The following is a 22,183-nucleotide window of genomic DNA, read 5'->3' on the forward strand; positions in this document are numbered from 1 at the left end:
CCCGACCGTGTCCTCCATGTCCCCAGTACCCCGGATTGGTCCAGTTGGCCCCTTGAGCGGTGCTCCCCCGTACGCGAGGGTGACAGGGGCAGCGGGGCCCGCGGCGGGAACTTGGGGGAGGGGCCGGTATGGGGGATCAGAGCGGTCCGTTCGTCGGGCGGGGCAGTCATCTCTCGGCCCTGGACGGGCAGTTGGCGCATGTTGTCGCCGGGGCGTCGCGGATCGTGCTGGTCGACGGGCCCGCCGGGATCGGGAAGACCGCGCTGATCGGGCGCTTCGTCGCCGGGCACCCGGACACCGGGGTGCTGAAGGGGTGCGGGGAGGAGAACGAGACCGGGCTGCCGCTCGGGCTGCTCGACCAGCTTCTCTCCGTCACCACACACAACGGACAGGTCGACCCGCTGCCCCCGGCAGTCGACGCGCCGACCGCCGGTGCGCGGCTGCTCGACGTACTGGGCGAACTCCAGGCCCGTACGGCCGGGCCGCTGATCCTCGTCGTCGACGACGCGCACTGGGCGGACTCCTCGTCCCTCCAGGCGCTTGCCTTCGCCCTGCGCCGGCTGCGCGCCGACCGGGTCCTCACGGTCGTCGTCGTACGGGAGGCCGACGACCCGGCGCTGCCCGAGGGGTTGCGGCGGCTGCTCACCGGGGAGGGGACGCTGCGGCTGTCGCTGACGGGGCTGAGCGCGGGTGAGGTCGGTGAGCTCGCCGCCGCGTGCAACGGTCCGCTGCCGCCGACCGCCGTGGTACGGCTGCTCGACCACACCGACGGCAACCCGCTGCACGTCAAAGCGCTGCTCGAACAGGTGCCGCCGGCCCGCCTGATGTCCACGGCGTTCCCGCTGCCCGCGCCACTGGGGTACGCCCGGCTGATCGAACAGCGGCTGGCGGACTGCACCGGCGAGGCACAGGCCCTGGCCGCCGCCGCGAGCGTGCTCGGCATGTCCTGCCCGCTGCACAGGGCCGCCCGGCTCGCGGAGCTGAAGGACCCGCTGCCCGCCCTTGAGGAGGCGGTCGGTGCCGGACTGCTCGACGAGACGCCGGAGCCGGGCGGCCCTCGCGTGTCCTTTCCGCATCCCATGCTGCGCGCCACCGTCTACCGAAGGCTCGGGCCCGTACTGCGGCACGCGCTGCACCGGGCCGCCGCCGGGCAGTCGGACTCGGCGTACGGCCGTCTCCAGCACCTGGTGCACGCCGCGCAGGGCCCGGACGACACGCTGGCCGGACAGCTCGCCGACGCCGCCCACACCGAGGCCGCCGCCCGCCGCTGGGGCAGCGCCGCCCCGCTGCTGCGCGACGCCGCCCGGCTGGCCTGTACGGAGCGGGGCCGTGAGCGGTACGGCGTCGAGGCGATCGAAGCACTGCTGTGGGAGGGCCGGCGCGATGAGGCGCAGGCGGTGTTCGACGAGTTGCCGGGGGACGGCTGCTCGGCCGCGCATCGGTACGCGCAGGCGCTGCTGCTGCCCTTCGACGGCGACCTCAGGCACGCCGAGCCCCTGCTGTGCGAGGCCTGGAACGACTGTGACCCCACGACGGACCCGGAGCTGGCCTCGTGCATCGCCGGAATGCGCAGCTTCCTGGCGCTGTCCCTCAACCAGGGCCTGGACGCCGCCGAATGGGCCGAACGGTCCCTGCGACTGTCCGCGCGGCGGGCCTCCAGCACCATGCTGCGCTACGTCCGGATGACCGGCTACGGCCTCAGCGGTGACATCGGGCGCGGGCTGGCCGTGGCCGCGGAGCTGCCGGACACCTCCCTCGTCACCGCCGCCGACGTGGATCTGCTCTGCGGACGCGGTCTGCTGCGGCTGTGGTCGGGCGAACTGGCGGAGGCCGAACGGGACTTGCGGGAGGCGGTGTTCATCTGCCGGGACGGGCCGATGATGCTGCGGATCATCGCGATGTTCCAGCTGGGCCTCACGCGGTGCGCGCTGGGCGCCTGGGAGGAGGCCGCACAGCTCCTGGACTCGGCCGCGTCCCTCACCGACGACACGGGCAACGAACTGCACCCGACGGTGCACTCGGCGGCCGGGTGGGTCTTCGCCGCCCGCGGGGACCACGACCGCGCGGAGTGGCATCTGAGCCAGGTATCCGACTTACCGGTCGTGCCGGGGACCGTCATGACCGAGTCCCGGCGGGCGCGCGCCTTTCTCTCGCTCCTGCGGGGCCGGCCGGACACCGCCGCCGCCGAACTGCTGCCGCTCCTGGAAGCGGACGCCGCCGAGGGACTCTGCGAGCCGATGTCCGCACCGTGGCGCGATCTGCTGGCCGAGGCGCTCATCGGGCTCGGGCGGCTCGACGAGGCGGACCACGCGCTGACCGCCTTCGAGGCGCTGGCCACCGAACGTGGACACGCGGCCGCCCTGGCCACCGGCTGCCGGATCCGGGGCGAGCTGTTCGCGGCCCGGCACCAGCCCGGGGCCGCCGAGGAGATGTTCGGGACCGGACTCGCGCACGCCGCCCGGGTCACCGCGCCGTACGAACAGGCCCGGCTCCAGCTCGCGTTGGGCGAACTGCTGCGCCGGACCGGTCGCAGGACCGCCGCCGCGCAGGCGCTGCAGGCCGCGCACGAGACCCTGACGGGTCTCGGCGCGGTTCCCCTCCTGGAGCGCTGCACCCGCGAACTCGCCGCCTGCGGAACGGCCCGCGCGGCCGGGTGTCCCCCATCGTCACCCGACCGCGGCCCTGTGCTGACCCCGCAGGAGCTGGCCGTCGCCCGGCTCGCCGCCTCCGGTCTCACCAACCGCCAGGTCGCCCGGGAACTGCTGCTCAGCGTGAAGACGGTCGAGTACCACCTGGGCCATGCCTACACGAAGCTCGGCATCTCCTCCCGGGTCGGGCTGGTGACGAGACTCCCGCCCGGCCCGGTCGGCACCGGCTGACGCGTCAGCGCTGGATCAGGAAGCGCGGGCTGGTCGCGAAGCTCGCGTCCGGGTCCTGCAGCCCCATGTACACGGAGGCGTAGATCTCGCACTGGTGCCCCTTGTGCTTGTTCAGCTCGGCGGCGGTGATGCCGAACACGAACACGCTCTGCTGCTTGTCCCAGGGAGCCTGGCTGAGCAGCCCGCTGACCACAGCGGCCGTCTTCGTCGGGATGTTCGTGCCGTCGAAGAGATCCTTGACGGTGACCTCGACCTCGTAGGGCGCACCGATCCGGAAGATGGCGTCGCCCGCCTCGACCTCCACCGCGACCTCGGCCGCCTCCTTGGGGTTCAGGGTCGGGTCGGCGCTCGGGCTGGTCGTGTTCCGGGCGAACACCCGGACGATCTCAACGTCGTTCGGTCCCACAGCGATCATCTCCCTCGTACGGGAAGCGTGCCGCCCGGCCCCTGCCGGGCGTTCTCCGCATCCCTCGTCGGGGACACTAGGGACGGCACGGCCCACCGCGCCTCGGGGTACGCCTCGGGGAGAACCCCAGGGCGCGACCCCGGGCACCGCCCCTAGCGCGGCAACGTCGCCCGCAGTTCCGCGAACGCCTCGTGGAAGGCGGGGAACGTCTTCCGTACGCACCTGGGGTCGTCGAACGTGATCCCAGGTGTCCGGAGCCCGGTCACCGCGAAGGACATGACGACGCGGTGATCGCCGTACGACTTGATCTCGGCCCCCGCGACAGGCGCGGTGCCGGGGTGGATCTCGATCCAGTCCGGCCCCGTCTCCACCCGCACGCCCAGCCGTCGCAGCCCCTCCGCGCAGGCGTCGAGCCGGTCGCACTCCTTCACGCGCGTGTTGCCGACGTCCTCGATGCGTACGGGCCCGGAGGCGAACGGTGCGATCGCCGCCAGGGTCGGCATGGTGTCTGAGATGTCCCGCATGTTGACCGTCAGGCCACGGAGTTCGCCCGTCCCCCTGACCGTCGTGCTCTCCGCACCGACCGTCACCTGCGCACCCATCCGGCCCAGTACGTCCACGAAGTCCAGGTCACCCTGGAGCGCCCCGGCGCCCAGCCCGGGAACCGTCACCTCGCCGCCCGTGACGGCCGCCGCGGCGAAGAAGTAGCTCGCGGTCGAGGCGTCCGGTTCGATCGCGTACGTCGTGGCCCGGTAGCCGCCCGGCGGGACCACGAAGACGTCGCCGTCCCGCCCGACCTCCGCCCCGAACGCCCGCATCATCGCGATGGTGATCTCCACGTACGGTGCCGAGACCAGGTCCGTGACCTGGATCCGCAGGCCCTTGCGGGTCAGCGGGCCGAGCAGCAGCAAGGCCGTCAGGTACTGCGAGGACTGGCCGGCGTCCAGGGTCACTTCGCCGCCCTCGACCCCCGACGCCCGGACGATCAGGGGGTGGTGGCCCTCCGTCTCCTCGTGCCGGAGGTCGACGCCCAGGTCGCGCAGGGCGCGGGACAGGGGCAGCAGGGGGCGGCGGCGCATCTGCGCGGAGGCGTCGAAGCGGTAGGTCCCGCGCCCCGTCGCCGCCAGGGTCGGCAGGAAGCGGGCCGTCGTCGCGCCGTCGCGGCAGTACACCTCCGCCTCCGTCACGGAAGGGCCCTCGGGGCGGCCGTCGATCTGCCAGGTGTCCGGGGTCCGGCCCACGCGGTAGCCGAGGCGGGTCAGGCCCTCCGCGAAGCCTTCCGTGTCGTCGGAGCGGAGCGGGCGTACGAGGGTCGTGACCCCGTCGGCAGCCGCCGCCAGGAAGAGGGCGCGGGCGGTGATGGACTTGGAACCGGGGATGTCGACAACAGCCATGCCTCATGATCGCCCGGCCCGCACCGTCGGTGTCGTCACGTCCACGGGATGGACCACGGAACGTCGCCTGGTGGTCACCGACGTCCCGTTGATCCCTCGGTCACCAACTTCCGGGAATCGGGGCCAACCAGGGAACCCGGCCACACCCCCACTCGTCCAACCCGCAAGCTGTCGGAGAGTCACCGTGGTGCGGTGTCGGCCTCGCTGCTGGCTGCGAACGCTGACCTACCCTCTCCGCCGCGCTGCGGCCGGCAGCATGCCGCCATCGGCGCGCCCCCCTCCCATAGCGCCGATGGCGGCCCCTCCCCCACTAACGTGCGGTCCCTTGACTGGCAGAAACTTCCCGGATATTGGTGACTCCTCGGAAGTTTCCTTCAGCGGATCACCTCCGGAAGGAGCGCACGTGCCCTCCAGACGTACCGTTCTGGCCGCCACCGCAGGCGTCGCCGCCACTCTCGCGGTGGGCGGAACCGCCTACGCGGACGACAAGAAGCTCCGCTCTCTCATCTCCCGTATGACGCTGCCCGAGAAGGTCGGGCAGCTTTTCGTCATGCGGGTCTACGGCCACTCCGCCACCGCCCCCGACCAGGCCGACATCGACGCCAACCTCAAGGAGATCGGCGTCCGCAACGCCGCCGAGCTCATCGCCGAGTACCGCGTCGGCGGCATCATCTACTTCACCTGGGCGCACAACACGCGTGATCCCCAGCAGATCGCCGACCTGTCCAACGGCATCCAGCGCGCCTCGCTCCAGCAGCCGCGCGGGCTGCCCGTCCTCGTCTCCACGGACCAGGAGCACGGGATAGTGTGCCGAGTCGGCGAGCCCGCCACCCTTTTCCCGGGCGCCATGGCCATCGGGGCAGGCGGGTCACGCACCGACGCACGTTCCCTCGGCCGAATCGCCGGGCAGGAGCTGCGAGCCATCGGCATCCGGCAGAACTACTCCCCCGTCGCCGATGTCAACGTCAACCCCGCCAACCCGGTCATCGGCGTCCGCTCCTTCGGTTCCGAACCCGACGCGGTGGCCGGTCTGGTGGCCGCCGAGGTCGGCGGGTACCAGCGGTCGGGCGTCGCGGCGACCGCCAAGCACTTCCCGGGGCACGGGGACACCACCGTCGACAGCCACACCGGCTTCCCCGTCATCACGCACAGCCGAGAGGAATGGGAAGAGCTGGACGCCGGGCCCTTCCGGGCCGCGATCCGCGCGGGCATCGACTCGATCATGACCGCGCACATCCAGTTCCCGGCCCTCGACGACGCCGGCGATCCGGCCACCCTCTCCCGCCCGATCCTCACCGGCATCCTGCGGGAGGAACTCGGTTACGACGGAGTCGTGGTGACCGACTCCCTCGGGATGGAGGGTGTGCGCACCAAGTACGGCGACGACCGCGTGCCGGTGCTCGCGCTCAAGGCCGGCGTGGACCAGCTCCTCAACCCACCGAAGCTGGACGTCGCGTGGAACGCCGTCATCCAGGCCGTGGAGGACGGGGAACTCACCGAGGCCCGGCTGGACGAGTCGGTCCTGCGCATCCTGCGGCTGAAGGCGAAGCTCGGACTGTTCAACGCGCCCTACGTCAGCCCGAGCGGCGTCGACCGGAACGTCGGCACCCCGGCCCACCTCGCCGCCGCCGACCGCATCGCCGAGCGGACAACCACGCTCCTCGTCAACGAAGGCGGACTGCTGCCGCTGTACGCAGGCGAGCATCCCAGGCTCCTCGTCGTCGGCGCCGACCCCGCCTCCCCGTCCGGCACCACCGGACCGCCCACCGCCGTCCTCGCCGCCGCCCTCACCGAACTCGGCTTCACCGCCACGAGGTTGTCGACCGGTACGGCACCGACCTCGGCGACCATAAGCGCCGCCGTCGCCGCGGCGGGCGAGGCGGACGCCGTCGTGGTCGGGACGTACAACGTGACGGCGAGCAGCACCCAGAAGACCCTGGTCCAGGAGCTGCTGGCGACCGGGAAGCCGGTGGTGGCGGTCGCCACCCGCAATCCCTACGACGTGGCCCAACTGCCCGCTGTACAGGCCTACTTGGCGTCCTACTCCTGGACGGACGTCGAGCTGCGCGCCGCGGCTCGCGTGATCGCCGGGCGGGTGCGGCCGCGCGGGAAGCTGCCGGTGCCGGTACAGCGGGCCGACGATCCGGCGCAGGTGCTGTATCCGGTCGGACATGGGCTGTCGTACAGGACGTAGCGCACATACGTCATGCGCCCGGCGTACACCCGCCAATGGGCGCAAAGCACCCCGGCACGTCTGGCGTGTGCCCGCCTCGGCGGGTCACGCTGGGCGGGGATGTCGGGGGGATGGCGATGCAGAAGAAGGGTTCCGTGGGGGTGGTGTGCGCGCTGACGGCGCTGCTCGTCGCCCTGCTGGCGGGGTGCCAGGGTGATCCGCCCGCGGCTGCGGAGGAGACGCCGGCCGGCAGCGGGCGGGTGACCTCGACGCAGTCGTCCGGCCATGGCGCGGTGTTCCTCGCGGTCGACGAGTGCAGTTCCTTCGGTACGACGAGCTTCACCGAGGTGCCGTGCACCGGTGAGCGGGCGGCGGCACGGGTCGTGGCGCGGCACGACGGCCGGGTGGGCGACGGGCCGCTGTGTCCCGGGACCACGGACTTCGTCCTGCACATCAGCGACGAGGCGCCGGTTTCCGACGAGGACGGCGACGGAACGGTCCCCCAGGGCTACGCCTGTATGCGCAACATCTCCCCGCCCCACCCCGGCGACCCCGGCGGCGGAGGCGGCCCCCGCACCATCGTCGGCGACTGCGTCTACAGCTCCGGCGACGGACAGGTCCGCGAGACGTCCTGCACGGGCAAGGGCAAGCAGGAACCCGAGTACGAGGTGACGAAGGCCGTCGGCAAGCGCACGGAGTGCCCGCCGTCGACGGCGCTGTACGTCCAGCTGGGCGGGCCGGAGCCGGTGGGCTGCGCCCGGCCGCTGTGAGCAACGGCCGGGCGCACCTCATGCGTTACGGACGCAAGGTCGGCTCGCGCTCGATGTCACGCTTGTCCAGCTTGCGGTCGAACTTGGCCAGCGGCTTGGCCGCCGCGGGGTTCGACTGGACGGCGCTGGACGCGACGCCCGCCCACTGCAGGATGCGTGCCGTCGCCAGGGACTTCTCGTCGGCGACGAGGCCCGCGACATTGGCGCCGTGGTTGAGGCCCGGCGCGGTGAAGACGTAACTGTCACGCGCCTTCTTGCCGAGGCGGAACGGCTCGGCGCCCCACGGGTCGTTCTCGCCGTAGACGAAGAGCATCTGCCGCGCGTTGTGGCGGACCCAGGTGTCGACGTCCTTCATGACGTACGGCTGGAACTTCATCGGGATCGACCGCGGCACGAAGTTGCGCGGCGGCAGGTAGCCGTAGCGGATGTACTTCTTCTCGATGTGCGGGAAGACGATCGTCGGCGCGCCCAGCTGGGTGCCCGCCTGGTAGTAGTACGGCGTGTACGGCTCCAGGCCCTGGTCCGTGTAGAAGGAGAACCCGGCGATGGTGTCGAGGGTGTTCCAGATGGCGTCGTCGGTGGCGTTCTTGGCGTCCGCCGGGATGGTGTCGCAGTCGGACAGCAGGCTGTACTGCCAGAAGCCCCAGACGTAGTCCAGGACGGTGGCCTCGTAGGCCTTGTCGAGGCTGCCGACGGTGTTGAAGGTGTAGCCGTTGTCGGCCGCGTACGCTGCGTACCGCTTCTCCATCGGCTCCCGGCGCACCAGGGCCTCACGCTGCACGCCGTTCAGCCGGTCGCGGCACTCCTTGGTGCCGACGGTGGCGAAGAACTCGTCGTAGGCCGAGTCCTCGTTGTTCACGACGTCGTTGGGGGCGACGTAGGCGACGACGCCGTCCATGTCGCGCGGGTAGAAGCGCTCGTAGTACGTGGCGGTCATGCCGCCCTTGGAGCCGCCCGTGGAGAGCCACTTCTGGTCGTAGATGGGCTTGAGCGCCTTGAAGATGCGGTGCTGGTCGCTGGCCGCCTGCCAGATGTCCAGCTTGGTCCAGTTGGCCGGGTCGGGCCGGGACGGGGTGAAGAAGCGGTACTCCATGGAGATCTGGTTGCCGTCCACGATCTGGGTCGGCTCGCTGCGGCGGGGCGTGGTGGAGACGTTGTAGCCGCTGGTGAAGAAGACCGTCGGGCGGGCCTCGTCCTTGTGCAGCACGGTGATGCGCTGCTGGAACGTGCCCTTGGACGGGCGCCGGTGGTCGACCGGCTGGGTGTAGTTGAGGACGAAGAAGCGATAGCCGGTGTACGGCTTCTCCTCGACCAGGCTCATGCCCGGAATCGAGAGCAGCTTCTCCTTGATGTCCGTGGTGCCGGTGGCCTCCGGCTCGGCAGCGGTGGCCGCCCCCGCCGTACTCAGTGTGCCTATGAGCACGGTGAGCGCCAGCAACCATCTGAGCGCCTTGCGCATGCACCCTCCCGGTGAATACAGATGTGCGCCGGAAGCTAGCGGAGCAAGTCACCTGAGCACCAGGGGAGATGACGGTCAATGGGGAAAACCCTGTAGGAAACCTGTGGATCAGTACCGGATCCAGCCGGTACTGACCGATCCCCGGCCGACCGCGCCCTTCACGCGCACGCTGCGGTGGCCCATGTAGACCAGCGGCGTGCTGATGCGGCGGATGCGCTTGTCCGTGAAGGCGACCGGGCGATGGCCGCGCACCTGCACGCTGACCTTCATCGTCCGCACGGGTCCGGGGTTCTTGGCGAGCGTGACGGCACAGATCTCACGGCCCTGCTTGTAGACGCGCACGATGCCGGTCGAGAACGTGAGTGTCCTGACCTTCCGGCCGGCGCAGGGCTTGGCGGCCGCGTGCGCGTCGGCAGGCGCCGCCACCGCGAGCAGTCCGGATGTGGTGAGCACGGCAATACCGAGCGCCAGTCCCCGGCGTATCGCACCACTGTCCACTGTCATCCCTCCCGTACCCCGTCCATGAGCGTACGGGTGTACGGACGCACGACGTATGTCGGATGGTTGCGCGCCCGTCAGCGCGACGCGCCGACCGGCTCCTCCGGCTCGGACTGCCCGACGAACGTCCGCCACAGCTCCGCGTACTGCCCGCCCCGCGCGAGGAGTTCCTCGTGTGTGCCGTCCTCGGCGACGCGGCCGTGGGCCATGAGGACCACGCGGTCCGCGCGGGCCGCGGTGGTCAGGCGGTGAGCGACCACGAGGGTGGTGCGGCGGCCTGCGAGGCGGTCGGTGGCCTGGTTGACCAGGGCCTCGGAGGCCAGGTCCAGGGCGGCTGTCGCCTCGTCGAGGAGGAGGATGTCCGGGTCGACCAGCTCGGCGCGGGCCAGCGCGATCAGCTGCCGTTGGCCCGCGGAGAGGTTGCGGCCGCGCTCGGCGACCTCGTGGAGGTAGCCGCCTTCGAGCGTGGCGATCATGTCGTGCGCGCCGACCGCCCGGGCCGCCGCCTCGACCTCGGCGTCGGTGGCGTCGGGGCGGCCGTAGGCGATGGCGTCGCGGACGGTGCCCTGGAAGAGGTAGGCCTCCTGCGGGACCACGCCCAGGCGGTGGCGGTACGACGTGAGGTCGAGGGCGCGCAGGTCGGTGCCGTCGACGGTGACGCGGCCACCGGTGGGGTCGTAGAAGCGGGCCACCAGCTTGACGAGGGTCGACTTGCCGGCGCCGGTCTCGCCGACGAAGGCGACGGTCTGGCCGGCGGGGATGGCGAGGTGGATGCCGGTGAGGGCCTCCTCCTCGCCGCCGTAGGCGAAGTGCACGTCCTCGAAGGCGACGTCGCCGCGCAGCGAGAGCACGTCGAGCGGCTCGTCGGCGCTCTTCGTCGACGTCGGCTCCTGGAGCAGCTCCTGGATACGGCCCAGCGAGACCGTCGCCTGCTGGTAGCCGTCGAAGACCTGGGAGAGCTGCTGGACGGGGGCGAAGAACAGGTCGATGTAGAGGAGGTACGCCACCAGCGCACCGGTGGTGAGCGTGGCGTTGTCGACCCGGCCCGCGCCCACGATCAGTACGGCAGCCGCGGCGACCGACGACAGCAGCTGCACGCCGGGGAAGTACACCGATATCAGCCACTGGCCCCGGATACGGGCCTGGCGGTAGCTGTCACTGCGCTCCGCGAACCGCCGCCCGCCGTCCCGCTCGCGACGGAACGCCTGCACGATCCGCAGCCCGGACACCGACTCCTGGAGGTCGGCGTTGACCACCGACACACGTTCCCGGGCCAGTTCGTACGCCTTCACGCTCGCCCGGCGGAAGAAGACCGTGGCGAGGATCAGCGGCGGGAGGGTGGCGAAGACGACCAGCGCCAGCTGTACGTCGATCACCAGCAGGGCGCCCATGATGCCGAAGAACGTGACGACCGAGACGAACGCCGTGACCAGGCCGGTCTGGAGGAAGGTCGACAACGCGTCGACGTCCGTCGTCATCCTCGTCATGATCCGGCCGGTCAGCTCCCGCTCGTAGTAGTCGAGTCCGAGCCGCTGGAGCTGGGCGAAGATCTTCAGGCGCAGGGAGTACAGCACGCGCTCGCCGGTGCGTCCGGTCATCCGGGTCTCGCCGACTTGCGCCGCCCACTGGATCACGACGGTGAGCAGTCCGAGCAGCGTGGCCGCCCAGACCGCGCCGAGAGCCATCTCCGAGACACCGCTGTCGATGCCGTGCCGGATCAGGACGGGCAGGAGGAGACCCATGCCGGCGTCCACGGCGACGAGGGAGAGGCTGACGAGGAGGGGGAGGCCGAAGCCGCGGAGCAGCCTGCGCAGGCCGTAGCTCTCCTCGGCTCGCACGGCACGTGCCTCGTCGATCTCCGGGGTGTCGGTCGCCGGGGGCAACGCGTCCACCTGGGCGAGGAGTTCGGGGGTGGCCGGGGTGCCGTCCATCGCGAGGTCGCGCGGGGTGCGCTCGCCCGCCCACAGCCGGGGCGTGATGCCGCGCTCGGCGTCGAACTCGGCGTCCAGCTCGTCCCGTACGGAGGTGTCCTCCTGCGGACAGGCGGGCTGGGCATGGCCGGGCGAGACGCCGCCCAACTCGTCCGGGTCGGTGAGGAGCCGACGGTAGAGAGCCGACCGCTGCTGGAGTTCCTCGTGGGTGCCGATGTCGGCGAGCCGGCCGTCTTCGAGGACCGCGATGCGGTCGGCGAGGTTGAGGGTGGAGCGGCGGTGGGCGATGAGGAGGGTGGTGCGGCCCTCCATGACGTGCTTCAGGGCCTCGTGGATCTCGTGCTCGACGCGGGCGTCCACGGCGGAGGTGGCGTCGTCGAGGACGAGCAGCCGCGGGTCGGTGAGGATCGCGCGGGCGAGGGCGACGCGCTGGCGCTGTCCGCCGGAGAGGGTGAGGCCGTGCTCACCGACCTTGGTGTCGTAGCCGTCGGGGAGTTCCCTGATGAATCGGTCCGCCTGGGCGGCGCGGGCGGCTCCCTCGATCTCGTCGTCCGTCGCGTCGGGACGGCCGTACGCGATGTTGTTGCGGACCGTGTCGGAGAAGAGGAAGGAGTCCTCGGGGACCAGCCCGATCGCGGCCCTCAGGGAGTCGAGGGTCAGCTCGCGGACGTCGTGGCCGCCGATGAGGACGGCGCCGTGGGTGACGTCGTAGAACCGGGGCAGCAGGAGCGAGACCGTCGACTTGCCGGAGCCGGAGGAGCCGACGACGGCGAGGGTCTCGCCGGGGTGGATCTCGAAGCTCAGCCCGTCGAGGACAGGGCGGTCGTCTTCATAGCCGAAGGAGACGTCGTCGAACTCGACGGTGGCGGGGGCGTCGGCGGGCAGCGCCTTGTGGCCATCGTCGAGCGTCGGCTCGGTGTCGATCAGCTCCAGGACGCGCTCCGTGCCGGCGCGTGCCTGCTGGGCGACCGTGAGGACCAGGGCGAGCATCCGGACCGGGCCGACGAGCTGGGCGAGGTAGGCGGAGAAGGCGACGAACGTGCCGAGCGTGATGTGACCGCGCACGGCGAGCCAGCCGCCCAGCGCGAGCATCGCGACCTGGCCGAGGGCGGGGACGGCCTGGAGTGCGGGGGTGTACTTGGAGTTGAACCGGATCGTGCGCAGCCGCCCCGCGAAGAGCTTCCGGCCGACCTCCCGCAGCTTCCCGGTCTCCTGGTCCTCCTGCCCGAACCCCTTCACCACGCGTACGCCGCTGACGGCGCCGTCGACGACGCCCGCGACGGCCGCCGCCTGGGCCTGGGCGTACCAGGTGGCGGGGTGCAGCTTGGTGCGGCTGCGCTTGGCGATGAACCAGATCGCGGGCGCGACCGCGAGCGCGACCAGCGTGAGCGGGAGCGACAGCCACGCCATGATGACCAGGGAGATCAGGAAGAGCATGAAGTTCCCGATGGTCATCGGGAGCATGAAGAGCAGGCCCTGGATCAGCTGGAGGTCGCTGGTCGCCCGGCCGACGACCTGACCCGTGGACAGCTCGTCCTGACGGCGGCCGTCGAGGCGGGTGATCGTGCCGTACATCTCGGTCCGCAGGTCGTGCTGGACGTCGAGGGCGAGACGGCCGCCGTAGTAGCGGCGGATGTAGGTGAGGACGTAGACGATGAGCGCGGCGCCTATCAGGGCGCCCGCCCAGACCGCCATGGACCGGTTGTGATCGACGATCACGTCATCGATGATCACCTTGGTGATCAGCGGGGCCAGCGCCATGACGGCCATGCCGACGAGCGAGGAGCCGAGGGCCAGGACGACGTCCTTGGGGTAGCGCCAGGCGTACGCCCACAGCCTTCGCGCCCAACCTTGCCCCTGCCGCGCTGCCACGTCGGTGCCTCCCCGTTCTGTTGGATCTACGGAAGGCACCAACGCGGAATGAAGCGGATTTCATCCCTCCGTCATGATCTCGCGGTGATCATCGCCGTGATCAGACGCGGACCCGGAGATCGTAGAACCGCGTCGTCTGTACCGCGTTCTGGTTGTCGTCGCTGGCCAGCAGTACCTTCAGGCGGCCCTTGGTCCAGCCGGTGATCGTCATGGCCTCGATGTTGTCGAGGAGGGGGTTGGGCTGGGGCTGCTTGGCGGTCGCTCCGAGTGACGGGCAGTTCACGAGGTCGGCGAGGAGCGTCTTCTTGACCAGCCGTACGCCGTCCTGGCCGGTCAGCGTGTCGATGCCGCTGGTGTCGGTCGCGCGGCGCGGGTCGGCGAGGTAGAGGCGGACGGTGTTGCCGACGCCGGAGGTGAAGCCGCGCTCCAGGACGAGGAACCGGCCGTCGGGCAGCGCGGTGACCTCGGGGACGCCGAGGCCGGTGTCGGCCCGGTAGGCGTACTGGGCGCCGAGCCCGAAGGTGCCGTGGTGGCGCTTCCAGGTCTGCCAGCGGACGATGCCGGCGGTGTCGCCGGATAGCGCGTACTCCATCGACGCGAGCAGGGTGCGCTCGCCGGGGAGCATCGTCAGGCCCTCGAAGGTGCCGTTGGTGACGGCCCGCCCGGCCGGGGCGACCTGGAGGGAGGCCGGTACCGGGAGACGGTCGAGGATCTTGCCGTCACGGGAGTAGCGGCGTACGGACGGCTCGGTCTCGGAGCTGATCAGCCGGGTACCGTCGCGTTGCACGACCAAGCCCTCGGAGTCCAGCGCGGCGCCGCTCTCGTCCGCGAGCTGGACGACGGACTTCGGCTGGAGGGTCCTGCGGTCCAGCGTGAACAGCGACGAGCGGTCGGAGAGCGCGGCGAGGTCGCCGTTCCGGTCCACGGCGAGCGCGGAGAAGTTGCCGACATAGGTGCCCTGGTACGTCGTCTTGTCCAGGGCGTCGGAGAAGCCCTGGATGGCGACGGAGGGCGAACAGGCGTGATTCTCGCCCGCGTTGGCGGGCCCTGCGACGGTGAGGCAGGTGGCCGCCGCCAGGCCGGCGGTGGCGGTCGCGAGTACGGTTCTCAGGCGCATGGGCGTCACCGTAGGGCGGGCCGGTGACGGAGGGGAGACCGGCTCATGAAGCGTCGCTGTTGCGGCACTCGTTGAGATCCGCGTAGACCGCCGAGCGGGACACGCCGAGCCGTTCGGCGATCCGCGGCACCGCGTTGCGCACCGTGAAGACACCGCGCCGGTCCAGGACATGGAGGAGAGCCAGCCGCTCCACCCGGGTCAGACTGCTCACCGGCTTGCCGCGGGACACCTCCTCGGCCCGGATCAGCGCGTCGACCACATCGTCGAAGTCGTTGCTGAACGTGGTGTCCGTCACCTGCACGGGCGGCGTCCCCGCCAGTGCCGTCAGCAGGTCGCCGGCCTGCCGCAGAGCCGTGACGTCGACATTGACGCAGAGCGCCCCGAACACATGGCCCGCACCGTCGCGCAACGGCATGGTCGAGGACTTGATGATCCGCCCGTCCCCGGTGCGCGTCACGTAGTTGATGTCGTTCGTCGCGTCGTCCCCCTGCGCCAGCACGGCCAGGCCGATCTCGCTCAGCGCGCCGCCGACCTTGCGGCCGGTCACCGCACCGGAGACCGCCGCGACCGACTGCTCACCCCGCCGGTAGTCGTGCAACACGACCTCGCACGTCGGCCCGAACGTCTCCGCCAGCCCATCGATGACCGGCAGCAACGCCGCCAGGATCGCGTCCGCACTTCCGTCGGCCATCACACCGCCCCTCAGTCACTCCCAGCCGTCACACCACTATAGCAAACGTCCATCAGCTGGACGTAAAGTCCAGAGAGGTGTCCTACCCGCACTCGAATGGCCGTACGGCCAGGTACGATCCCCGCGTGAGTACTTACTGGCACGCCGTCACGCCCCCTCCCTGCGCCTGACCGGGCGCAGACGCTGAGGACTTGATTCCCCGGCCCCGACCGACCCACCGGGCGGTGAGGGGCCGTCGTCGTGCGCCCGTTTCGGACCCAGTCCCAGACGCATCGACGACGGAAGACCACGACTGTGCCGAACCGCACCACCACTCTGTTTCCCGCGCGCCCGGACGCGCGCCTCCTCACCGGCCCCGCGCCCATCCTCATCTCGGCCCTGCTGTGGGGCACGACCGGCACCGCCTCCTCCCTGGCCCCGGCCGGTGCCCCGGCGGCGGCGATCGGCTCCGCCGGTCTCACGCTCGGCGGCATCCTGCTGTTCCTGACCTCCCGCGGCGCCCGCTCGCTGCCCGCCGCCTGCACGCGCCGTGAGCGGTGGCTGCTGGTGCTGGGAGCGCTGGCGGTGGCGGGATATCCGGTCACCTTCTATCCGGCGGTGGCCCGCACCGGCGTCGCGGTGACGACGGTGATCGCGCTCGGCAGCGCGCCGGTCTTCGCCGGACTGCTGTCCTGGATGACCGGGCAGTCCCGGCCCACCGCACGCTGGACGCTCGCCACGGCGGCGGCCGTCCTGGGCTGCGCCCTGCTGGTGCTGGGCCCCGAACTCACCGGCCACGCCACGCCGATGGACGTGACGGGCGTCGCGCTCGCCGCGGGCGCCGGACTGTCTTACGCCGTCTACTCGCTGATCGGCGGCCGGCTCATCACCCGCGGCCACGCGTCCGACGCGGTGATGGGCGTGCTGTTCGGCGCGGCCGGGGTGCTCGTCCTGCCGCTCGTGCTGCTCGTGGACACGCAGTGGCTGACCACGACACGCGGCGCGGCGGTGGCCGGCTATCTCGCCCTGTTCACCGTCGCTCTCGCCTACCGGCTCTTCGGCTACGGGCTGCGCCACACCCCCGCCTCGACGGCCACGTCACTGACCCTGGCCGAACCCGCCGTCGCCGCGATCCTGGGCGTCACCGTCCTCGGCGAACGCCTCCCGGCCGCCTCCTGGTGCGGACTGGCCGTCCTCGTACTGGGGCTGGTGTTCGTCAACGGTGATCGTCAGCGATGAAACGTTGTCAACTCGCGTAGACAAGGGTCGATTTGCCGCTTCAGGTCACCGAATGGACACACGGAGTCCATTTACACCGCCGCATGTGCATGTCACTCTCCCACTTGCCGCCTCCATTCAACCCGCGTAGATGGGACCCCCGTTATGCTGGCGACACGCATCCGGCACTGGAAGCCCGTGGCTCTGACCACTGCGGCCGTCCTGGTCGGCCTCACCGCCTCGACGCTGACCGCGACCTCCGCCGCGGCCACGACCACGGCGTACGACGACACGTACTACGCCGACGCGATCGGCAAGACCGGTACGGCGCTGAAGGACTCGCTCCACACGATCATCAGCGACCAGACGAAGCTGTCGTACTCGGCGGTCTGGAACGCGCTGAAGGTGACGGACCAGGACCCGAACAACAGCGGCAACGTGATCCTGCTGTACTCGGGCATCTCCCGCAGCAAGTCGCTCAACGGCGGCAGCACCGGCAACTGGAACCGCGAGCACACGTGGGCCCAGTCCCACGGCGACTTCGGCACCTCGGCCGGCCCCGGCACGGACCTGCACCACCTGCGCCCCGAGGACGTCCAGGTCAACAGCATCCGCGGCAACAAGGACTTCGACAACGGCGGCAGCAGCTTCACCAACTCCGGCGGCAGCCTCACGGACTCGAACTCGTTCGAGCCCCGCGACGCCGTCAAGGGCGATGTGGCCCGCATGATCCTCTACATGGCCGTCCGCTACGAGGGCGACGACAGCTGGGCCGACCTGGAGCCCAACGACAGCGTCACCAACGGCAGCACGCGGTTCCACGGCCGCCTCTCGGTCCTGAAGCAGTGGAACGACGAGGATCCGCCGAGCACCTTCGAGGAAAACCGCAACGAGGTCATCTACGACACCTACCAGGGCAACCGCAACCCGTTCATCGACCACCCGGAGTGGGTCGAGGCGATCTGGTAGACGCGCTCGCGACCAGAGCGACCAGAGCGACTAGAGGTGCGTAGGCGCGAACATCCGCAGCACAGCCGGGAGTACGACCACCGACGGCCCCGGTGCTGCCAGCGCCTTCGCCAGGTCCGTCTCCAGGGTCTCGGGGGACGTACGAACCCCCGGGACCCCGAAGGACTCCGCCAGCGCCACATAGTCGGGCCGCGTCAGCTCCGTCGCCGTCGCCTCGCCGAACGCGTCGTTCATGTACTCGCGGAGGATGCCGTAGCCGCCGTCGTCGACGATGAGCCAGGTGACCGGCAGGTCGTACTGCTTGGCCGTCGCCAGCTCGGCGATCGAGTACAGCGCGCCTCCGTCGCCCGACACCGCCAGCACCGGGCGGGTCGGGTCGGCGGCAGCGGCACCGAGCGCCGCGGGGAAGCCGTAGCCGAGGCCGCCGGCGCCCTGGGCGGAGTGCAGGAGGTTGGGGCCCTTGGCGTCGAAGGCCGACCAGGCCCAGTAGGCGAGGATCGTCATGTCCCAGAAGGACGGGGAGTCGGCGGGCAGGGCCCTGCGTACCGAGGCCAACACGTCCTGTTCCAGGGTGAGTTCCTGGGCGGCGATGCGCTCGGAAACCTTCGCCAGTACCGCCCGCACGCGCTCCGGCGCCGACGGGTCCGTCCGCTCCTCCACCGTCTCCAGCAGCGCCTGCAACGCCAGTCGCGCGTCCGCGTGGATGCCCAGTGCCGGGTGGTTGGACTCCAGCTTGCCGAGGTCGGCCTCGATCTGGATGACCCGGCCGCGCGGCTTGAACGTGTGGTAGTTGGACGACACTTCACCCAGACCCGAGCCGACCACCAGCAGGACGTCCGCGTCCTCCAGGAAGTCCGTGGTGTGCCGGTCCTCGATCCACGACTGGAGCGACAGCGGGTGCTTCCAGGGGAACGCGCCCTTGCCACCGGGCGTGGTGACCACCGGCGCCTGCACCCTCTCGGCGAGCCGGCGAAGTTTGCCCGAGGCGTCCGCCCGTACCACTCCCCCGCCCGCGATGATCGCCGGGCGGGCCGCCTTGGACAGCAAGTCGGCTGCCACCGCCGTCAGTTCGGGGCGCGGCGGCAGCTCGTCGGGGAAGGCGTCGCCGCCCGTCACCACGGGGATCGAGGTCTCCGCCAGCAGCACGTCCTGCGGGATCTCCACCCACACCGGGCCGTGCGGGGCCGTCAGCGCCGACTTCCAGGCCGCCTCGATCGCGGACGGGATCTGTGACTGCGTACGGACGGTGTGGACGGACTTCACCACGCCCCTGAACGAGGCCGCCTGGTCGGGGAGTTCGTGCAGATAGCCGTGGCGGCCACCGCCCAGCCCCGCCGTCGGGATCTGGCTGCTGATCGCGAGGACGGGCGCCGAAGCCGCCGCCGCCTCCTGAAGCGCCGCCAGGGATGTCAGCGCGCCCGGTCCCGTCGACAGCAGCAGCGGTGCCGCCTCGCCCGTGATCCGGCCGTACGCGTCGGCCGCGAACCCGGCGTTGTTCTCCACCCGCAGCCCGATGTACCGCAGGTCGGACCGCCGCAGCGCGTCGAACATGCCGAGCGCGTGCTGGCCGGGCAGCCCGAACACCGTCGTGGTGCCGAGCGCCGCCAGCGTCTCCACGACCAGGTCTCCGCCGTTGCGGCCGGGGGGCGGGTTCAGGGCGGCCGAGATCTGCGCCTCGGTCGGACGGAGCACCAGGTCGTGGTCGTGAGTCACTTCGCGCGGGCCTCTGCAATCTGGCGGGACATGATCGTGGTCAGTTCGTACGCCGTGTGGGACGCGGCCACCGACGTGATCTCGGCGTGATCGTACGCGGGGGCCACCTCGACGACATCCGCCGAGACCAGGTTGCAGGACGCCAGGCCCCGCAGGATCTCAAGCAGCTCCCTCGACGTCATGCCGCCCGCCTCCGGCGTCCCCGTGCCGGGCGCGTGCGCCGGGTCCAGGCAGTCGATGTCGATGGAGACGTAGAGCGGACGGTCGCCGATGCGCTGGCGGAGCTGGTCGGCGACCTCGTCGACACCGCGTCGCATCACATCCGCGGACGTCACGATGCCGAAGCCCATCTTCGCGTCGTCGTCCAGGTCCTGCTTGCCGTACAGCGGTCCGCGCGTACCGACGTGCGAGAGGGCGGAGGTGTCCAGGATCCCCTCCTCCACCGCCCGCCGGAACGGCGTCCCGTGCGTGTACTCGGCGCCGAAGTACGTATCCCAGGTGTCGAGGTGCGCGTCGAAGTGGAGCAGCGCCACCGGGCCGTGCTTCTTGGCGACGGAGCGGAGCAGCGGCAGCGCGATCGTGTGGTCGCCACCGAGGGTCATCAGCCTGGCCCCCGTCCCCAGCAGCTCGTCCGCCGCCGCCTCGACCGTCTCCACGGCCTCGTTGATGTTGAAGGGGTTCACCGCGATGTCCCCGCCGTCCGCGACCTGTGCCAGCGCGAAGGGGGACGCGTCCTGCGCCGGGTTGTACGGGCGCAGCAGCCGGGACGCCTCGCGGATCGCGTTGCCGCCGAAGCGGGCGCCCGGCCGGTACGAGACACCCGAGTCGAACGGCACGCCGACCACGGCGACATCGGCACGGCCGACCTCGTCGAGCCGCGGCAGCCGGGCGAAGGTCGCGGGTCCGGCGTACCGCGGGATGCGGGAGGAGTCGACGGGACCGCGGGGCGTCTCGGTGCTGCTCATCGGGAAATGCCTTCTTTCTCACGCTTCATCGCGTATGTACTACTTGCCATACGACTTTACTGGTGCGCCGGGACCGGCTCCGACCGGGGTTCGGGCGCCCGCCCGGCGAGCCGCTCGCGCCAGGCGGCGAGTACGGCCGGGTCGGTCGCCGGAGTCGCCAGGGATACGACGACGTAGGTGGCCAGCGAGGACAGCAGCCCGTAGTAGATGGGCTCGTTGGCGAGGATGCCGTACGTCGCCATCAGGCCGATGACGGCGAGACCGCCGACGGCGACGGAGGCGAGCGCGCCCTGGGCGGTGCCCCGCTTCCACAGCAGTCCGCCGAGGATCGGGACGAGGAGTCCGCCGACGAGCAGGTTGTACGCCACCGTCAGCGCCTCGACGACGTTGTTGAGCGCGATGGCCGTACCGATCACCGCGAGGCCCATGATGAGGATGAAGGCGCGGTTGTCCTTGACCTCGTCGCGGTCACCGCCAGTGATCTTCCCCCGCAGCCGCGACCAGATGTCGTTGTTGGCGACGGTGGCACAGGCGATCAGCGCGCCGGAGGACGTCGACATGACGGCCGCCAGCGCGGCGGCCAGCACCAATCCCCGTACACCCACCGGGAGTTCGTCCTTCACGATGGTCGCGAAGGCGTCGTCCGCGCTCCCCAGCTTCGGGTACAGCACCTTGGCCGCCGTACCGATGACGGCGCCCGCGAGGGCGTACGCGAGGCAGTACGTGCCCGCGACCGTGCCGCCCCACTTCGCCGTCCTGTCGCTGCGGGCCGTGAACACGCGCTGCCAGATGTCCTGACCGATGAGCATGCCGAACGTGTAGATCAGCACGTAGGTGAAGATCGTCTCGCCGCCGATGCCCAGCGGGTCGAAGTACTCGGTCGGCAGCTGGGCCTTCATCTCGCTGAAGCCGCCCGCCTTGACGACGGCGATGGGCAGCAGGAGCAGCAGCACACCGATCGTCTTCACCACGAACTGCACCATGTCCGTCAGCGTGATCGACCACATGCCGCCGAGCGTCGAGTACGCGACCACGATCGAGCCGCCGAGGATGATCGCGACGGTCCGGTTCATGTCGAAGAGGACGTCGAAGATCGTGGCGTACGCGATCGTCGAGGTGACCGCGAGCATGAGGGTGTACGCCCACATCACGACACCCGAGATGACGCCCGCCCGGCCGCCGTAGCGCAGGTCGAGCATCTCGGAGACGGTGTAGACCTTGAGGCGGGCGATACGGGCGGAGAAGAAGACGGAGAGGGCGAGGAGTCCGAGGCCGATGGTGAACACCATCCAGGCGCCGGACAGCCCGTACTGGTAACCCAGCCCGACGCCCCCGATGGTGGACGCGCCGCCGAGGACGATCGCGGCCATGGTGCCGGAGTACATGGTCGGGCCGAGACGACGGCCCGCGACCAGGAACTCGCTCTTGGACTTGGCGCGGCGCATGCCCCACCAGCCCATGGCCAGCATGCCGACCAGATAGACAACGATCACCGTGTAGTCGATGGCCACAGGGACCTCCTTCGGTTCGGTCTCGCCGGCGGGTTGCTGAGGACCGACCATAGGTGGCCGGAAAGCGGCTGCGAAGTGTACGTTTCATCCATTCACAGCGCCGGATGTGGAGGGAACGCACACCATGCCGGAACCCTCTGTTCCCCCCACCCCACCCGTGCCCCTCGCATCCCTCCTGGCCCGCGAGGACCTCGCCCTGCGCCAGATCGCCGGGCCCACCGATCCGGACATCGTCATCCACTGGGCGCACACCTCGGAGATGGCGGACCCGTACCCGTATCTGCTGGGCGGCGAGCTGCTGCTGACGGCCGGGGTGCACATCCCGGATGCGGAGGGCTCAGGCACCTACTTCGACGACTACGTCTCCCGGATCGTCGCGGCGGGCGGCGCGGCCCTCGGCTTCGGGCTCGCCCCGGTGCACGACACGGTGCCGCGCGCGCTGGTCGCGGCCTGCGAGGCGTATGAGCTGCCGCTGGTCGAGGTCCCGCCGCAGACCACCTTCTCCGGCGTCGCACGCGCGGTCTGGCAGCTCATGGCGCAGGCCCGCCTCGCGGAGCTGCGCCGGGTGACGGAGGCCCAGCAGAGCCTGGCCGCCGCGGCCTCCCGCCCGGATCCGGTGCCGTCGGTGCTGCGGCAAC

General features: G+C 70.9%; 16 protein-coding genes. 6 read left to right on the forward strand and 10 right to left on the reverse strand.

The features are described from left to right. Nucleotides 1-128 precede the first annotated feature (128 nt). Entirely contained in the window at nucleotides 129-2,879 is a 2,751-nt protein-coding gene (locus ACTWQO_RS40985) for an AAA family ATPase (RefSeq protein ID WP_443242464.1), read from the forward strand. Between the two features lie 4 nt (nucleotides 2,880-2,883). On the opposite strand, the gene ACTWQO_RS40990 is transcribed toward ACTWQO_RS40985, so the two are convergent. Both ACTWQO_RS40990 and aroA read right to left on the reverse strand, forming a co-directional pair. Beyond that, nucleotides 2,884-3,285 (reverse strand): hypothetical protein, encoded by a 402-nt coding sequence (locus tag ACTWQO_RS40990; RefSeq protein WP_443242465.1) that lies wholly within the window; start codon nucleotides 3,283-3,285, stop codon nucleotides 2,884-2,886. A gap of 152 nt (nucleotides 3,286-3,437) precedes the next feature. Next, nucleotides 3,438-4,679, reverse strand: coding sequence for a 3-phosphoshikimate 1-carboxyvinyltransferase (aroA, locus tag ACTWQO_RS40995; RefSeq protein ID WP_443242466.1), 1,242 nt, complete (start codon nucleotides 4,677-4,679; stop codon nucleotides 3,438-3,440). 403 nt (nucleotides 4,680-5,082) lie between these two features. Here aroA and ACTWQO_RS41000 point away from each other — a divergent pair, with 403 nt between their 5' ends. Then, nucleotides 5,083-6,873, forward strand: coding sequence for a glycoside hydrolase family 3 protein (locus ACTWQO_RS41000; protein WP_443242467.1), 1,791 nt, complete (start codon nucleotides 5,083-5,085; stop codon nucleotides 6,871-6,873). Between the two features lie 116 nt (nucleotides 6,874-6,989). Continuing rightward, nucleotides 6,990-7,622 carry a hypothetical protein gene (locus ACTWQO_RS41005; RefSeq protein ID WP_443242480.1) on the forward strand — a complete coding sequence of 211 codons (633 nt, stop codon included), beginning with the start codon at nucleotides 6,990-6,992 and terminating at the stop codon, nucleotides 7,620-7,622. 25 nt (nucleotides 7,623-7,647) lie between these two features. Here ACTWQO_RS41005 and ACTWQO_RS41010 read toward each other — a convergent pair whose 3' ends face one another. From ACTWQO_RS41010 to ACTWQO_RS41030, 5 genes are all read right to left on the reverse strand, one after another. After that, nucleotides 7,648-9,081, reverse strand: coding sequence for a S28 family serine protease (locus ACTWQO_RS41010; protein ID WP_443242468.1), 1,434 nt, complete (start codon nucleotides 9,079-9,081; stop codon nucleotides 7,648-7,650). A gap of 108 nt (nucleotides 9,082-9,189) precedes the next feature. Further along, nucleotides 9,190-9,579, reverse strand: a complete 390-nt coding sequence (locus ACTWQO_RS41015) for a hypothetical protein (RefSeq protein WP_443242481.1) — start codon at nucleotides 9,577-9,579, stop codon at nucleotides 9,190-9,192. Nucleotides 9,580-9,656: 77 nt separating this feature from the next. Further along, complete coding sequence (locus ACTWQO_RS41020; protein WP_443242469.1) at nucleotides 9,657-13,382, reverse strand: ABC transporter ATP-binding protein; 3,726 nt, start codon at nucleotides 13,380-13,382, stop codon at nucleotides 9,657-9,659. 100 nt (nucleotides 13,383-13,482) lie between these two features. Further along, nucleotides 13,483-14,499 carry an esterase-like activity of phytase family protein gene (locus ACTWQO_RS41025; RefSeq protein WP_443242470.1) on the reverse strand — a complete coding sequence of 339 codons (1,017 nt, stop codon included), beginning with the start codon at nucleotides 14,497-14,499 and terminating at the stop codon, nucleotides 13,483-13,485. Between the two features lie 43 nt (nucleotides 14,500-14,542). Further along, nucleotides 14,543-15,190, reverse strand: coding sequence for a helix-turn-helix transcriptional regulator (locus tag ACTWQO_RS41030; protein ID WP_443242471.1), 648 nt, complete (start codon nucleotides 15,188-15,190; stop codon nucleotides 14,543-14,545). Between the two features lie 294 nt (nucleotides 15,191-15,484). Between ACTWQO_RS41030 and ACTWQO_RS41035 the strand changes: the two genes are divergently transcribed. Next, nucleotides 15,485-16,408 (forward strand): DMT family transporter, encoded by a 924-nt coding sequence (locus tag ACTWQO_RS41035; RefSeq protein ID WP_443242472.1) that lies wholly within the window; start codon nucleotides 15,485-15,487, stop codon nucleotides 16,406-16,408. A 144-nt stretch (nucleotides 16,409-16,552) separates the two neighbouring features. Then, on the forward strand, nucleotides 16,553-17,356 hold the full coding sequence (locus tag ACTWQO_RS41040) for an endonuclease I family protein (protein WP_443242473.1): 804 nt from the start codon (nucleotides 16,553-16,555) through the stop codon (nucleotides 17,354-17,356). Between the two features lie 30 nt (nucleotides 17,357-17,386). On the opposite strand, the gene ACTWQO_RS41045 is transcribed toward ACTWQO_RS41040, so the two are convergent. The 3 genes from ACTWQO_RS41045 to ACTWQO_RS41055 are packed head-to-tail and all read right to left on the reverse strand — an operon-like array spanning nucleotide 17,387 to nucleotide 21,545. Further along, nucleotides 17,387-19,069, reverse strand: a complete 1,683-nt coding sequence (locus tag ACTWQO_RS41045) for a thiamine pyrophosphate-binding protein (RefSeq protein ID WP_443242474.1) — start codon at nucleotides 19,067-19,069, stop codon at nucleotides 17,387-17,389. After that, nucleotides 19,066-20,034 (reverse strand): agmatinase, encoded by a 969-nt coding sequence (gene speB, locus ACTWQO_RS41050; protein WP_443242475.1) that lies wholly within the window; start codon nucleotides 20,032-20,034, stop codon nucleotides 19,066-19,068. Before speB ends, ACTWQO_RS41045 begins: the two co-directional genes overlap by 4 nt. A gap of 56 nt (nucleotides 20,035-20,090) precedes the next feature. Then, on the reverse strand, nucleotides 20,091-21,545 hold the full coding sequence (locus ACTWQO_RS41055) for a sodium:solute symporter (RefSeq protein ID WP_443242476.1): 1,455 nt from the start codon (nucleotides 21,543-21,545) through the stop codon (nucleotides 20,091-20,093). Nucleotides 21,546-21,669: 124 nt separating this feature from the next. On the opposite strand from ACTWQO_RS41055, the gene ACTWQO_RS41060 reads away from it, so the two are divergent. Continuing rightward, nucleotides 21,670-22,183 (forward strand): PucR family transcriptional regulator ligand-binding domain-containing protein (locus ACTWQO_RS41060; protein ID WP_443242477.1); only part of this gene is annotated, 514 nt, incomplete at its 3' end.

It is taken from the genome of Streptomyces sp. 4N124 (genome assembly GCF_052245395.1).
GTDB lineage: Bacteria > Actinomycetota > Actinomycetes > Streptomycetales > Streptomycetaceae > Streptomyces.